Origin of the sequence: Arachnia propionica (genome assembly GCF_003859805.1) — a bacterium.
Taxonomy (GTDB): Bacteria; Actinomycetota; Actinomycetes; order Propionibacteriales; family Propionibacteriaceae; genus Arachnia; species Arachnia propionica_C.
This window is the reverse complement of record NZ_RQZG01000010.1, coordinates 24336-40104: the sequence shown is the minus strand read 5'-3', so window position 1 is coordinate 40104 and position 15769 is coordinate 24336. Positions and strand designations below refer to the sequence as shown.

8 protein-coding genes are annotated in these 15769 nt (G+C 70.4%); 3 read left to right on the top strand and 5 right to left on the bottom strand.

Features of this window, described 5'->3' with window-relative positions; translation table 11 throughout:
* Positions 1-31: 31 nt before the first annotated feature.
* On the bottom strand, positions 32-2401 hold the full coding sequence (locus EII34_RS09565; protein ID WP_124844937.1) for a DUF7824 domain-containing protein: 2370 nt from the start codon (positions 2399-2401) through the stop codon (positions 32-34).
* 95 nt (positions 2402-2496) lie between these two features.
* On the opposite strand from EII34_RS09565, the gene EII34_RS09560 reads away from it, so the two are divergent.
* Positions 2497-4053, top strand: coding sequence for a GDSL-type esterase/lipase family protein (locus EII34_RS09560; protein WP_124844936.1), 1557 nt, complete (start codon positions 2497-2499; stop codon positions 4051-4053).
* Between the two features lie 111 nt (positions 4054-4164).
* On the opposite strand, the gene EII34_RS09555 is transcribed toward EII34_RS09560, so the two are convergent.
* The 4 genes from EII34_RS09555 to EII34_RS09540 form a co-directional block, all read right to left on the bottom strand.
* Positions 4165-6942, bottom strand: coding sequence for a DUF7824 domain-containing protein (locus EII34_RS09555; protein WP_124844935.1), 2778 nt, complete (start codon positions 6940-6942; stop codon positions 4165-4167).
* A 79-nt stretch (positions 6943-7021) separates the two neighbouring features.
* Positions 7022-9802 carry a hypothetical protein gene (locus EII34_RS09550; protein WP_124844934.1) on the bottom strand — a complete coding sequence of 927 codons (2781 nt, stop codon included), beginning with the start codon at positions 9800-9802 and terminating at the stop codon, positions 7022-7024.
* Between the two features lie 480 nt (positions 9803-10282).
* Complete coding sequence (locus EII34_RS09545; protein ID WP_124844933.1) at positions 10283-11200, bottom strand: hypothetical protein; 918 nt, start codon at positions 11198-11200, stop codon at positions 10283-10285.
* 115 nt (positions 11201-11315) lie between these two features.
* Positions 11316-12224 carry a hypothetical protein gene (locus EII34_RS09540; protein WP_124844932.1) on the bottom strand — a complete coding sequence of 303 codons (909 nt, stop codon included), beginning with the start codon at positions 12222-12224 and terminating at the stop codon, positions 11316-11318.
* 174 nt (positions 12225-12398) lie between these two features.
* Here EII34_RS09540 and EII34_RS09535 point away from each other — a divergent pair, with 174 nt between their 5' ends.
* Together EII34_RS09535 and EII34_RS09530 are read left to right on the top strand one after the other, a co-directional pair.
* Positions 12399-13757, top strand: coding sequence for a hypothetical protein (locus EII34_RS09535; RefSeq protein WP_124844931.1), 1359 nt, complete (start codon positions 12399-12401; stop codon positions 13755-13757).
* Positions 13754-15097, top strand: coding sequence for a hypothetical protein (locus tag EII34_RS09530; RefSeq protein WP_124844930.1), 1344 nt, complete (start codon positions 13754-13756; stop codon positions 15095-15097). Before EII34_RS09535 ends, EII34_RS09530 begins: the two co-directional genes overlap by 4 nt.
* The last annotated feature ends 672 nt before the right edge of the window (positions 15098-15769 follow it).

Below are 15769 nucleotides of genomic sequence, written 5' to 3'. Positions count from 1 at the left end.
TGGGAACTTCGCAGGTCGGCCGGGTCGTGACTCAGGTCCTCGCGATCTGCTTGGCGGCCCGGACGGCCTTCGACGACGACCGCCGCCTCGCCAGGGCCGCGACGGCGGGCATCGGTGGGACCTCCGGGACCTCCGGCAGGTAGCGGAGCACGGCCTCGAGCACCGCGAAGGCGTCCTCGGGGAGGGGGTCCATCGCGGCGATCTCCTCCGCCGCCGTGACGAGCAGCGGCCACGCCAGCTGCAGCCCACCGGACTCGGCCACCATGATGAGTACCCGGGCCAACGGCCTCGGGTCCCGCTGGCCACGCCACCACCACTCCTGCCACCACGGCGACCGCCAGGCAGTCATGAGATCATCGGCGGTGACCCGGCCCTCGTCCCAGGCCTCGACCAGGGCCGTCGCCATCTCCTCCTCCCTCTCCCGGTGCCCGATCACCGTGATGACCAGCGCGACGAAGCTGCCCAGTGCCCCGAATCGGGGCACCGTCCCCCCGATGGTTCCCAGCCACGACGCAGCGGACCACGATCTGCGGGACTTCAGCAGATACCCCCACGCCTGGCCGGGATGCCGCGGCAGCAGCCGGGTCCCCCAGCCCCAGTCGGCCAGCTGTGGCCGCCACCACGGCGAGCGATCCCACGGCGATCCCAGCCCCAACACCTTCACCAGCGGCGACTCATCACCTGTCACCTTGATGCCGCGACGCTGCCCCTTGAGCATCCGCATCAGCACCGACTGCTCCGCGACCACCGGCTCCGGCTCCCCGGGCGGGGTGGCCCGCCACGCCCGGACGGCCTCCTCGGCGATGGGCACCGGCGACCCGTCATCGTCGAAGACCCGCCCCAGCGCGACGTAGAGGTCCGAGGCGACGGGCTCCACCCCCGCAGCCTCGTACCTCCCGAGCCGCTCCACCAACACCTGCCAGGCGAGATGACCATCGCTGTGGGTCGGGGTGGACAGCAGACACGGCACCCGGCCCACCGCGCCCAGCGCGTCGAGGATCCGCGCCTCAGCCCACAGGTCCAGTCCCTTGCGCCACCCGACGGGGGAGAGCTTTCTGGCCTCGTGCTCGGCCGCGACCCAGTCGTCGAGGATCTTTCGCGGCAACGACAGGTCGAGGCCGCGCTCGAAGGTGGTGGAGACCACGGTGACGGTGTCCGCCCGGCCGTGCTCGTACCCGTGGGCGACGAGCGCCGCCAGGACCTGCTCCAGCCACGTGAAGTTCTCGACGGGAACGTGCAGATCACCCTCGACCGGCTCCTGGAGCAGCAGCCGGGGCAGGTCCGTCGCCGTCGTCTCGGCCAGCTCCGTCGCCTGCGGCAGCGACGGATCCTGCCACAGCCCGAGCCCGGAGGCCACCTCGGCACCCCAGCGCTGACTGAGTCCGACGGCGAGTGCCGCGATCTCGGCATCCGGGTCCGAGGCGGCCAGCGTCACGGCATCCACCAGCTCCGGCGAGGGCTGATCGAGGCGCTCCAGGGCACGCAACACCTGCCGTCGCATCGTCTTCTCCCTGCGGCTCAGCACCTCCGGGGCCAGACGCCCCAGGTACTCCGGCGAGGCGTCGCGCAGGGTCTGGGCCAGCAGCTCCTTCACCACCGTCGAGTCCAGCAGCGGCACCGCCCCGACCAGCAGGTCGGCCTTCTCGTGGAGGCGGGGCAGCAGACCGAGGTCCTCCAGCCAGATCATGAGGTGCCGTTGGTTGGCGGGCCGCTCACCCCGGACGAGGGCGGTGACCAGGGCGTGCAGCAGGGCGTCGTCGTCGATGGGTTCCACCGCGCGCAGCTCGTCGATCCGGACCAGGCGACGGTGTTCGTCGCGGGTGACCCGGGGGCCCCGGAACGCCTCGGGGCTGGCGCAGGCGGCGAGGAAGAAACGCTGCCACTCGCGCCCGGGCCGGGGGAACCCGTCGCCGAGCACCCACTCGACCCAGAACCGGGGCTCGGTGGGCAGCGGCAGGCCGAGGTGAAGGATCAGCTCATGCACCCCTCGATGGGCCACCAGGGGCAGGGCGACGGCGGTGATCCGTCGCAGGTAGTCCTCCAGCCAGTCCCGTCCCCGGGCCCGGAACAGGTCGAGGAACCGAGGTCGAGACCCCGGGTCGACGATGAGGTGGCCCAGGTTCACCGCCGAACTCACCCTGGTGAACTGGAGGGGAGTCAACGGCAACACCAGCGCGAGCGCCTGGTACCGCAGCTCGCGGTTGAACCTGACGTCGTCGTTCCTGCTGCGGAGCCATTCGAGGTCTCCGCCCGTCCCCTCGGCCTGGATCACCCGGAGCTGCTGCATAGCCTCCTTGGCGGTCAGTTCCAGCCGTGCGGCGAGATCGAGCATCTCCGTGAGTGGCCGATCGGTCAGCACGAGGTCACGCAGATCGATCGGGCCGGGCGGAGTGGTGGTCATGGGAAGAGCATAAGCAGCGACTCGGACAAAAATGTCAGGGCCATCACGTAGCCTCATCCTCAGATCACCGTGGATCGATCAGCAGGAGGTCGAGGATGAACAACAGCAGGATGACGGCGGTGCTCGTGGCCGTCGTGATGGCTCTCACCGGGTTGTCCGGGGTGCGTGGTGTTCCCGCTGAGGCCGCCCCGGAGCGACAGCTGTCGGTGGTCGTCATCGGTGACTCGTACTCGGCGGGCAACGGGGCCGGGGCCTACTACGGCCCGAAGGGCTCCTTCCGCAGTCGGAACAACTGGGGGCACAGATATGTGGAGTGGCTCAACTCCTCGGGGGTTCACGCCACCTTGACCGTGCTGGCGCACTCCGGGGCCACCGCCGAGCAGGTTCAGCACGGACAGGTCCCGGACGTACCGCAGTCGGCCGACCTGGTGATGCTCACCGTCGGGGGCAACGACGCGGGATTCGCAGACATTCTCTCGCAGTGTTTCGTGGTGGGGTTGCGTGATGCGACGGGCTGCCGGGACGCGGTGGAGCGGGCACGCTCCCTCATCCGCGACGGCGTGTTGAAGGAGCGGGTCACCGCGATGCTGCGCGCCCTGGACGAGCGGCTGCCCGGGGACCACGCCCAGATCGTGCTCGTCGGGTACCCGCATCTCAGCCTCGACCGTCCGGGGTATGTGCTGAGCGAGTGCGTGAAGCGGCACTGGGGGCGCTGCAAGGAGCGGTTCTCCTACCCGGCGGCGACCGAGGTGCGGGCCGTCGCGAAGGAGGCCGCCGAGCTCCAGGCCACGATCGTCGCCTCATGGAACGAGCACTCCGGGCAGCGGGTCCGCTTCGTCGACTCGGTCCTGACGATGTTCGCCGGGCATGAGCCGGATCCCAGCTCCGGGTCCCGCAACGCCCACCGCTGGCTCAACGAGTTCCTGGAGACCGAGGGACGGCTCGGGGCCTCGGGGCAGACCGAGTCGCGGTTCTCGTGGGAGAGCCAGGAGTGGTACCACCCCAACCTGATCGGTCATGAGCAGCTGGCCGAGGCGGTCAGGGGCGGCGTGGGGGTTCCGGCGAACGCCCGCCCGGTGGCTGCCGGACACATGGTGACGACGGCGGACGGCGCGCAGCAGGCGTCCTTGCAGCCGTTCGCCTGGATCCAGGGCCCCTACGTCGTGGCGACGGGACAGGAGACGGTGCTGGACGCCCGGGCCTCGTTCACGCCGACAGGTGCGTTGACGCGGTTCGAGTGGGACCTCGACGGCGACGGCGTCTTCGAGACCGTGGGCGACGGCCCGACCCTCGCCCACACCTGGCAGGCGGAGTTCAGCGGCGAGGTGGGGCTCAGGGTGACCGATGCCAGCGGCCAGGTCGCCGTCGCCACCACGACGGTGGACGTCTCCCGGGACGGCGACGCCATCCCCGATGCGCAGGACAACTGCCCGGATGTCGCCAACCATGCCCAGGCGGACGTCGACGGCGACGGGATCGGCGATGTCTGCGATCCGGAGCCGGGCATCCTGACCACGGACGAGGCCGAGGTGATGGAGGAGACCGTCCCACCGGCCCCGACCCCGGAACCGTCACCGACCCCGTCGGCGGTTCCGATCTCGGATGCGCCTGCACCATCGAAGTCGTCGTCGGCCCCAGCGGCCGAGGTGTGACGTCCCGGTCTGCCGAGGACAGGAAGGAGGTGACCGGTTCCCCACACCAGTGGTCGTGACGTGTCGTTCCTGACGGTTCGAGACCGGTTCGTGCTGGTGGGAGCAGCGGGGTCAGCGTCGCTTGAGTGCTGCCGCGATCCCTCGGGCCAGGGTCACGGCCTTGGAGGTGCCGCGCCGGTCGGCCAGGGCCGTGATGGCGGGTAGCTCCACGGGTCCGGGGACCTCCGGGAGCAGGGCGAGGACGGCCTCCAGGATGGTCGCGGCGGTGCCGGGGATCTTCGACCGGGCCGCGATCTCCTCCGCCATGGCAGCCAGCAGCGGCCAGACCAGGGCCAGGCCCTCGGCCTCCGCGATGCCCAGGAGCATCGGGGTGATCTTCGGGGCGGACAACGGCCAGCCGTCTCGCCACGGGGAGGACCAGGCGACGGTGAGGTCATCCGGACCGAGACGGCCCTCCTCCCAGGCAGCCAGGAGGGCCGCGGCCAGGCCCTCCCGCTCCCGCAGTGAGCTCTGACCGGCCAGCACCAGGGCCGTGAACGCCAGCACCGGGCCGAACGGGTCCGCCACCTCGGCCAGGGCCAGGAACGGATCGAGCACCGGTGCCCCACGCTGCAGCTGCTGCAGCTGGACGGCGGCCCCGCGCGACGGATGGTTCGGCAGCAGCGCCAGCGCCCAGACGACGTCATCACGTTCAGGGCGGAAGGGCGCGGTCCACACCGAGGTGACACCGAGCAGGTCGAGACCGCCCGGCTCATCCCCGGTCAGCTCCGGGGTGGGCCACGAGGTACCAGGCCGTGACAAGGGCTTCAGGGTGGCAGGTGTGACGGGCGTGTCGCGCCAGGCCGCGAGCACCTCGTCGAGACCATGGGGGCAGTCGGCGATGGGCAGCCGGTAGCGCGAGAGGTCGTCGGGGATGGCTGCCCGCTCCAGACGGCCCAGCGCGACGGCGACATCCGTCGGCAACGCCGCTCGACCCGCCTCGCGATACTGCGCGACGCGTTCGGCCAGCACCTGCCAGGAGATTCTGAGCCGGGTGTGCGACGGCGCGGAGAGCATGCACGGCACCTGGCCGAGGTGGGCGCCGAGCTCCCCGGTGCGGCGATGCAGCAGCCGGGAGAGCTGGTCCGGGTGGTGGTGCTTGTCCGCCTCCCAGGTGCTGAGCGGATGCAACAGCCGTCGCCGGAGCGCCTCGGGTGAGGGGTCGGCGTGCTTGCCGCCCTGGTCCAGCTCCGCCAGAGCCCCGAATCCCCGGGCGTGGGCGGTGGCGACGAGAGCCGCCACGGCCTGCTCCTGCGGGACGATCGGTTTCGGCCACCGTGCCAGGCCCGCCAGCAGCTCCTGCCACTGCACGGCATCGACCACCAGGTGGTCCGGCTCGAACTCGGGGCTGGGCTGGGGCGTGGTCCTTGCAGGGTCCCGCCACAGCCCCAGGAGCTCCGCCTGAGCCGTCGCCCCGGCCGCGGGGGCGGCACCCCAGCGGGACAGCAGGTCAGCGGCGAGCCCCGCCGTCGTGACGTCCGGGTCCTCGGCCAACGCCGTGACGAGGTCCTGCAGGTCCGTGGAGGGGACATCGAGGCGACGCAGTGCCTTCACCACCTGTCGCCGCAGTCCCTGCTCCGTGCGGGGCAGAACGGCCAATGCGATGCGCCCCAGGTGGTCGTCACTGAGGGTGTCGGCCTCGAGCAGCAGCGTCACCAGCTGTTTCGCGACGGCCCCGTCGGTGCTGGACAGCGCCTCGATGACCCGATCGGTGTGGGCGGTGAGCGCGGCCTCCAACTGAAGCCCGACGATCCACTGCCAGGCCGACCGCTGCGCGCCGGGACGATCCCCCCGTTCGAGTGGGCCGAGCAGCGCGACCACCAGGGCGTCGTCGTCGACGGGTTCGGCGGCACGGAACTTCTGGAACGTCGCCCTCATCCACTCGGGGAAGCCCCCGTCGGTCGCGAAGGCGTTCGGGACCCGGCAGGCGGCGACGAACCGCTCCACCCAGCGGATGCCGGGCCTCGGCTCGGGGCAGGAGCGCAGCCACGACCCCAAGTAGGCGGGGGAGTCGGGGATCGGCAGCTGGCGGGCCTCGAGGATCGGGTCCAGCAGCATCACCTGCCCCGCGACGCCCCGGGACCTCAAGGCCGCAGCGACGAAGTCGCCGACGGTGTCGTCGTCGCGGGTCAGCAACTGCCGGGTGAGGTGCTCGCGTGGGGCGGAGCCGATCCGGCTCCACCGCACGGTGAGCGCGCGGACTACCTGGGCCGGGGTGCCGCCGATCTCCAGCATCAGCGGTACCGCCCAGCCCTGCAGCGGATCACGCCACTGCTCGTGGGCGCTGCTGACCAGGGCCTTCTTCAACGCGGTGACCGCCGAGCGACGCTCCCCCGGGGTAAGGGTGGCGAGGTCCGCGACGATGTGGTCGAACAGGGCACGTTCCTTGCCGGATCGTGGTGGGCGGAACCTCCCCAGCCACGAGCCGAGGTCGTCGGGCTGCGGCAGCTCGGCGGCAGTGGCGACACGGCTGGTCAGCGGCCAGAACCGGCAGGCCTCGGCTTGACCCCGGGTGGCTGCGGCCAACAGCTGTCGGCACCACTGCTGCCCCCGGGACGCGGCCGCCCCGGCGATGTGGTCCAGCGCGGCGGCATCGCGCGCCAGAGAACGCCAGACCTTGGCGGTCAGCGCGGCGAGCAGCAGCTCCGGCTCGGTGTCGAAGGAGCCCGCGAGCATCGCGAACCGGGTCAGGGCCCCGACGGCGAACAGGTCGTGCTGGATGTCGCGGTGGTGCTGCTGCCACTGCTGCGCCAGGGCTGCGTGCTCGTCGTCACTGAGATCCTGCAGCCGCTCCGCCAGGGCGGCACTCGACGAGGCCCGCCTGGCCAGTTCCACCAGTTGCCCGGACATCACACCTCCACGCCGTCGTCAACGACAGGGGAGACTGTACAACGGGACCGACAACCGTGTCCCGGGAGCCTCGAAGGACTCACCTGCGGTGCAGCTCCGCCACCACCCTGCGCGCCATCTGGGGGGCCTTGGCCTTGCCGCCCCGCTCCGCCAGCGCCGCGACGTTGGGGAGGGCGACGGGGCCGGGCACCTCGGGCAGGTAGCCCAGCAGGGCCTCCAGGGTGCTGGCCATGATGCTCGGGACCTTGGGTTGGCCAGCCATGTCCTCGACCAGGGCCGCCAGGCTCGGCCACGCCAGCGCCAGCCCACCGTTGTCGGCGATGAGCCGCAGCAGCATCGCGAACTTCGGGACGGAGAACGGCCAGCCCTCCCGCTCCGGGGATGCCCAGGCGGCGGCGAGGTCATCGGGGTGGAGACGACCCTCGTCCCAGGCGTCGATGAGGGTGGCGGCCAGGGCCTCGCGGTCCGGGGAGGTCGCATCGGCGGCGGCCACCACCGTCGCGAGACCCATCACCGGCCCGAACGATCCCGCCACCTCCGCGAGGGCGAGGAAACTCAACAGCTGCGGGGTGTGGGTGCCCTCGAGGGCCCGCAGCTGCACCGCCGCCCCCCGCGACGGATGATTCGGCAGCAGCGCATGCTCCCACGGGCCCTCGTCACGACCGGGGCGGAAGGTGGAGTTCCACGGCGAGGTGATCCCGAGCAGGTCGAGACCACCCGGCTCGTCGCCCGTCACCTCCGGGACCGAACGGATCGACGACACGGAGCCGTGCAGCGGCTGCTCCGGCGGTGGCAGCAGCGTCAGGGCAGCGGGGGTCACCGGGGTGTCCCGCCAGGCGGTCAGCACCTCGTCGAGACCATGGCCGCAGCCGTCGATGGGCAGCCGGTACCCGGAGAGGTCGTCGGGGACGGTGGCCCGATCGAGACGTCCCAGCGCGACGGCGACATCCGCGGGCAGCGCTGCCCGGCCGGCTTCGCGGTACTGCGCGACACGCTGCGCGAGCATCTCCCACGACAACCGTAGCCGGGTGTGCGACGGCGCGGAGAGCATGCACGGGACCCGACCGAGGCGGGCCCCCAGCTCGGCGGTGCGACGGTGCAGCAGCCCCGCGAGCAGGTCCGCACGATCCTGGAGCCCGACCTCCCAGCCGAGCTGCCCCAGCAGGGCCGCGTGGGCCTCGTCCGGGGTCTCGTGATCCGGGGTGAACTCCAGCAACGCCTCGACCCCCCGGGCGTGGGCCGTCGCGACGAGTGCGGCCAGGGCCCGCTCCTGCGCGACGACGGGCTGCGGCCAGACCTGGGCGGTGGCGAGGATCGTCGACCAGCGGTCGGCATCGACGACAAGGGCGTCGGTGTCGAACTCGGGCAGTGGCCGCGGTGGTCTCCCCACCGGGTCCCGCCACAGACCACGGGGAGAGGCGGGGGGCTCCGGGGCAGGTTCCTCACCGAACCACCGGGACAGCAGATCGGCGGCGATCACCGCGGTGCGGGGGTCGGCGTCGGAGGCCACGGCCCGGACGGCGTCGATCAGCTCCGGTGAGGGGGACCCGACGTGGCTGAGGGCGCGCAGCATCCTGCGTTTGGCCTCACGTTCCTTGCGGGGCAGGAAGGTCAGGGACAACCGGGTGAGCTGCTCCTGGTCGAGGGCGCCGCTGGCCAGCAGCACCTCGGCGACGCTGCGCAGCACGGAGGAGTCGGTGTGGCGGGCGGCGTCGATGGCACGGTCCCGGTGCGCGATGAGGGTGCCCGTGAGGCCCAGCCCGGTGAGCCACTGCCAGGCCTGGCGTTGCGGGCCGCGCCGGTCGCCGCGTTCCAGCACCGACAGCAACGCGATCACCAGGGCGTCGTCGTCCACGACCTCCTGGGAACGCATCCGCGCGACGTCGGCCTGCATGGAGTGCTGGAACTCGGGCAGCCGGACCAGCAGGTTGGGGACCTGGCAGGCCGCGACGAAACGCTCCACCCAGCGGGTGCCGGGGCGGGGCCGGGAGTGGTCCTGCACCCAGTCCTCCAGGTAGTGCGGATGATTGGGGATGGGCAGGTCCAGGGCGTCGATGAGGGGGTCGAGGAGAGGGACGGGCAGGGTGGAGAGCTGGGCCTGCAGCATGGCGTCGATGAAGGCGCGGATGTAGGTGTCGTCGCGGGTGAGCAGGGCCCGGACCAGGTGGTCGCGGGCGGCGGTGCCGCTCCAGGCCAGACCGACGGAGGTGCGGGCCACCTGGCCGGGGGTGCCACCGATCTCCAGCATCAGCGGGGCGGTCCAGCCGTGCAGGGGCTCCCGCCAGGTCTCGTGGGTGCGGCTGGTGAGGGCCTTCTTCAGAGCAGCGACGGCGGAACGGTGCTCGGCGGGGGTGAGGGTGGCCAGTTCGGCGACGATGTGGTCGAAGAGCCTGCGGTCCTGTCCGGCGCGGGGTGGGCGGAGCCTGCCGAGCCAGGAGCCCCGGTCGGTGGGCAGTGGGAGGCGGGCTGCGGTGGCGACGCGGCTGGTCAGTGGCCAGGCCTGCCGGGCGGTGTCCTCGTCGTGGGTGGCCAGCCGGATCAGGGCCTCGCACCAGGCGCGGCCCTGGGCGGCGCTGGCGGCGGCGATGTGGTCGAGGGCGGCGTCGTCGCGGACCAGGGAGCGCAGCCCCTTGCCGCCGAGCTCGGAGAGCAGCGGCTCGGGTCGGGTGCCGAAGCTGGCGGCGAGCATCATGTGGCGCGCCTGGGCCCCGGCCTCGATCAGCTGGGTCCGGATGTCGCGCTGGTGGGCGAGCCACGTCGCCTGGTGGGTGGTCCGCTCGGCACGGCTGAGCCCCTGCAACCAACGCGCCAGCGAAGCACTCGACGGGGCCTCGGTGGCCAGGGTCACCAGCTCGTCCATCACCACACACCTCCACTCACGTCACCGTCAACGCGCCCAACGTTACAGAAACCGGCCGACGAAAAGGACAGAAGTTCGGTACCGAAGGTGAGCGGGTGGGGTTCTGCTTCGTGGTCCCTTCCGGGGAGGTCACGGTCGACGACGGGAGTGGGATGGCTGTCCGCGCGGAGCCGACGATGTGGATCGCCTTGACCCCTGGAGCGCGACGGTGGGCAGATCGGGAGGAGCAGCAGATGGTTCCCGAGGTGATGACGGGGGCACCCAGCGGCTGATCGTCGAGACCACGCCCGGGCCCCCTGGAGCTCATGCCCGGGGCTCGAGGCGGACTGCTCGCTGACACTCGCGCCCCGGTGTGGGCAGTGGAAGAATGCGACGCGGACAATGCCCGGAGGTTGCTGACCTCACCGAACCTCGGGTGGTTCTCCCGCCTGTCGCTCCTCGTTTCGGCCTCGTGGTGTCAGGTCCGTCAGACCAGCCTGATCAGGGGTGGGGTCGATGTGACCTCACACCCGGTCCCTCGATGGTCGTGTCCCACTCGGCCTGCCGGAACTCCGCCAGGGCCTCACGGAGCTCCCGGCCCACGACGACCTCGATACCGAAGATCTCCCGGACGGCCTCCTGCAGGGCGTCCTCCTCGCAACGCCCCGTTCGTCGGAGCCGGGCGTAGCGGGACAGCACCATGCTCAACCCGACGTGGTCGATGGTGGGTGGCTCGGCCAGGGCACTGGTGTCCGACAGGGCCTCGCAGTGACCACTGCTGTATATCGGCAGGGTCAGGTGGTCGTGGACCCAGACATCCCCCAGGGTCGCCCGGGCCACCCGCAGCACCGTCTTGATGTCGGCCAGCACCTGCGCCTCGTCGAGGGGTTCCCCGTAGGTCTTCCGGTGCTCCGTCATCAGTCCGCTGACCGGCCAGTGCCCCGGCACGTGGTTCGCCCCGAAGGGGTAGGAGCGCAGGATCCGGAAGAGCTGCACCAGCCACGGCCCGCGACGATCCCCACCCGCCAGCAGCGCCGCATTCACCCGGCCGGGAGCGCCGTCGTCACGATGGGTCTTGGCGGGAAACCCGCGCCTCACCCGCTCCTGGCGTCTGATGTCGGCCAGCCTGCGGGTCACCATCTGCCGGATGTAGCCGCCGAGGTTGTCGACCCGGGGCAGCCCACCCTTCGCGGACCTCCTGTCCAAGGTCTCCGTGACATGACGCCACAGCTCGTGGATCAGATCCAGGCAACCGGCCTGGATGCACTCCGCGGCCATCAGCTCCGCGCGGGGATCCTCGTGGCCGTAAGGGACCCGGGTGGTGGGGCAGCGTCCGCCGTCGTGGCAGGTGGTGACGCGCCACGCAGCCGTGGCCTGCCACGTGATCTCCGCGAACTCGGGGAGGCTGATCGTCGTCATCTGCAGTCCCTTCTGACATCCACCGGCCGCCGTGGCCGGTGTGACTCCAAGCCTGATGGACGACATGGCCGAAAGGGAAGGGTTCGGCGACGATTGTCAGGGATCTGTCAGCAGATCAGTCATCCATGAACCAGCGGACACCGGCCGTGCATCCCAACCGGATTTCCTTGAACTCGATGCGCTGGTCACTTGCGTCAGGGACGATCCGGTGGGTGATGTCCTTGTCAGGCACGTTCTCCAGGACGGCTGTCGTCTCGAAGCACTCGATCCGGGAGGGCAGGTGGTCGCCGAAACGGATGTCCACGACGGTGTCGAGGGTGGTGTTGGAGGGACGGAACCTGATCTCGGGCCGGAGCGAGGTGTGGTCCGGCAGACGCATGGCCGTGGAGAAGGTGTGGGTGTCACCCTGCCACAGCGGGTGCGGGAAGCTGTGGCTGACACCCCACATCCCACCTCCCAGGGTGGCGACATGGTCCACGGAGCAGCCACCCAGATCCCGCCACACGGGAGCACCCTCGCTGAGGTCCGGGATGGTGAACTCTTCGTAGAACCCCTCCATGTGAGGAGCCAGGACCTTGATGGTGCGTTGCTGGGAGAGGACCGGACGGGGCAGACTCAGGTCCAGCCAGAGGTGGAGGTGTGTCACGGTGAACCGGGAGGCCTCGACCGCGTGCTCCTCGCCCTCGAGCAGACGAGCGACGAGCAGGGGAACCGCCTCGATCTCGTTCCGGCGGATGGTCCGCTCCGAGACCTTCTCCAAACTGGCGGCTTCCTGGAGGCGGACGTTCCTGCGGGTCGATGAGCCGGGGCGAGCCCCGGAGGCCACGAGGAAGGCGTCGCGGATCTCCACCGGGAGCCCGCTGATGGCGTTCATGATGCCCTTCCGGAGCTGGGGCAGGGCCTGTGCATCGGAGAGGTCGCCCGGAATCCTCAACACGTCACGAAGCCCAGGAGTGGCGGGCGGATCACTGTTCCGCAGGCCATGGCGACACAGCGCCAGGACCTCCTGCTCCAAGGCCTTCACGTCCACTTCTGTTGCGCGTCCCGCCACTGAGATTCCTCCCCCTCGGTCATCCTTTTGGATCTTAACTCTCGGCAACCCCTGTCGCGTGGGCGAGGTGGCCGTGGCGGAGGAAGTGAGCGGGCAGGCTGTCCGTCAGATGCGTGTGTAGACATGCGACCTGAGGAGGTGAGACCCATGACCGAGAGACTCTCCCGGCTGTGCGCCCAGTGGCTGGAGCAGTTGCAGGACTGGCGTGTCCTCGCCCCCCGGGGTGGAGGGTTGAGCGCCCCGTTGGCGACGAGGCACTGGCTGTTGCGCGTGTACCGGAAGAACTTCCCCGACTCTCTGGTCAAGGAGGACGAGGACCGACGCCTGGGATCGTGGCTGGCCGAGCACGAGCCGCAGATCCTGGTCGACCTGAGGCTGGTGCGCCGTGTCGTGGACCATGCCATGGACGAGGTGAGGCGACGGGGACTGGACGTCACGGCCGGGACGGCCGCCGAGTGCCTGGTGCGGGCCGTCGCGAAGGGATGGCTCAGGGACGAGCCGTTGGGGGAGATGGAGCTCGAGGCCGTGGTCAGCACCCACCTGGCCAATGCACCGTCACTGGGACGGATGCTTGAGCGGGAGGAGTTCGGCCGGTTCCAGGAGCTCTACGACCAGCTCTGGCTGGCCGAGGGTGAAGCACACCTGTTGGCCCATCCCCACAGCCGGGTCATGCTGGGCGACGACGAACGTCCGCCACTGACCCGCTCCGGGCGGGAGAACACCTGGGACGGCCTGGCCCGCTCCGTCCACTCCCGGTTCCGCCTGGCGGTCAAGGACACCGTCGTGCCCGGGGACGGTGAGGAGCTCGCCCGTGCCGAGGTGGCCCGGGCCTGCGGACGGCTGGGGCTCCACCAGGAATCAGCCCTGGTGGTGCTCTACAGCCTGCTGAAGGGGCTGCTGATGGGGCGTGCCTCCGTGGCCGACCAGCCCTGCCAGGACCCTGACGAGGACCGCTCCTGGGAACGGACCCCTGGCCCGGTCACCGCCACCGGGACGAGTGATCTCCCGGTCAACGACGAGCTCACGGCGCTGGCGGAGGCCATGATCCGCACCTTCTGCGCCAGGCAGGAGCAGGGCCGCTACCTGCTGCGGAACGAGCAGATGGAACGCGCCCACCAGCACGCGATGCGACGTGCCTGGATGGACTGCCTCATGCAGGATCGTCGTCGCCGTCCCATCGAGGCCACCGAGGCGCGGAGGATCGTCACCCGGGCCGTGTTCAAGGGGATTCCCTCGGGGGAGGAACACCGACGGCGTGCACTCACCCTGAGTGTTGCGGACCTCACCTGCCCTGAGGCCGATCCAGCCGCCGAGGTGCTCTTCTCGTCACCTGATCCGGATGCCCTCAATCGTGCCTATGCCTGGTTCGTGAAAAACCCAGAGGTGGCTGAAGGGCTCCGCGAACACGACCCGGAACGGATGGAGGAGTATCGTCGTGCAGCCGAAGAATTCCTCCTTCCTGACCTCGACTACATGATGAATCTTGTTGAAAAGGAAAATCCATGACGTTCGACCAGCCCCGAGAGGTGGTGATCCGTCACGTCGGATTCGGTGCCGTCATGATTGGTGAGGAACCGGTGGCACCGGCCGGGGCGGTGACCTTGGACATCTTCGGCGCAACCCTCGAACTCGATCCGTCGCGCCCGGACCGGTTGCCGTCCTGCCTGGTGGCCGACCCCGGCCTGGCCGTGCCCGTGCTGGAACAGCTGTACGGCAACGCCGTCGCCGATGAGGTGTTGGAGCGTGCCCTGCACCGCGACGACACACATGTGACCTGCCCGGTCGTCGCCCAGCCGTCGTTGGCGCTGCTCATCCGCCTGGCCGAGAACCGCTGGTGTCAGCGCAACGCGGCCCTGCCCCTCGACCCGGCGTTGCTGCTGTTGGAGGAGATGACCCTGCTGGCCGAGCTCAGGGGCATCGTCGAGACCGACGACGACTGGCTGTCCGATCTCCAGCAGCTGCTGGGGGCCCTGATGTCTCGTCCCGTGGCCGTGGGCGCGGCCATGGCCCAGCCAGCGGTCCGTGCCCTGCTCACCAGGGCCCTCGACCTCCTCATCGCCGAGACCAGCCCGCTCAGCGACGCCCATGCCACCGCCGTCACGTGGGCACACGGCATCGAGTCGGAGGCCTCCACACCCCGCTCGACGGGTGTCGTCGACTGGGCAGGGCAGTTGCGGCCCGAATTGGCGCTGGCAGCGGGCGGGGCGACCGTGGTGGGGACCTCGACGGTGGACTGGCAGGACATCCCGCTGGGGCTGGTCTCGCGGCGTGAGGGCAATGTCAGCTGGCAGGTCGAGCAGGGTGACGGCTCGGGGCGGGTCACGGTCACCGTGGAGGGGACCGGGGAGGTGTTCCGGCTGCTCGGTGCGGCCCCGAACCCGCCGGGGGGGATGCTCTTCGACGTGCTGGCTCCCGGATGGCCGATGCCGATCGCGACCGGGGGGCTCACCCGCTCCGACGACGGCGGGCCGTGGAGTGGGGTGGCGGAGCTGTCCGGTGAGCAGGTCGCCCTGGCGAACCGGCTGGTGGGTGACGGTGCCCGGCTGGACGTTCGGGTGCGCGGAGCCGGTCCGTCGCCGCAGCGGAATCCGTTGGTGGCGGAGGCCGAGCGGTGGTGTGCCCGTGCGGTGTGCGCCCTGCGTCTGCGCAACGTCGTGGCCGACCTCGATCTGCTGGGCAGTGCGGAGGCCGCTCTGGAGCAGGCGATGGGTCTGTGGGCACTGGCTGAGCGCCCGGCGGAACACGACGCCACCCGGGAGCTGCTGGAACTCGCCCTGGCCGATGCCGGGGAGTGGACCGAGACCCTCACCGTCGCCGAGACCATCCTCGTCGCGGAACAGGCCTGAGACGGCATCAGGGGTCGGCACCCTGCGGTGCCGACCCCTGAGCATTCATCAACCAAGGTCATGTGCTGGTCACCAGACGATCCACATGTCGGATTCCTTTCGCGTGGCGGGACATCTTCTGCCCTGACCTACGCATCTGGAATCCACCGACAACCGGGGCCAGGTCCTGGTGGAGGACTGGCCCCGGTTGTGCAGACAGGGATGGCCACGGTTCGTCTCACCAGAAGAGCCACATGATGAGCTCCTTCGTCGGGTCCAGTGGTGTTGTCGATGATGCCAATCCGGCAGATGCGCAGGCCGCTGCGGACCACTCTGAAGCAGGGCCTGGGGACGGGGTCATGGGGTCGGTACCCTGTGGTACCGACCCCATGCCTGTCGCCGTCGATTCACTTCATGCTGGTCACCAGACGATCCACATGGTGTGCTCCTTTCGTAGGTTCGGTGAGCAATCCGCTCGCTTGACCTACGCATCCGGATCAGGGCATTGTCCGCTGGCCGGGTTGGGCCGAGGGGAAGGGAGGCCTCAGGGGCCTGATCACTCACTGTGCCTGGGGCTGGCGTGGACTGGCTCCTGGACACGGTCGTCCTCGGCTGGCCAGCAGACCTGGGGTGAATACGACGACAAGGAGGTGACGATGTCTGACCAGGACTTGGATACCCGTCCCTGCTCGG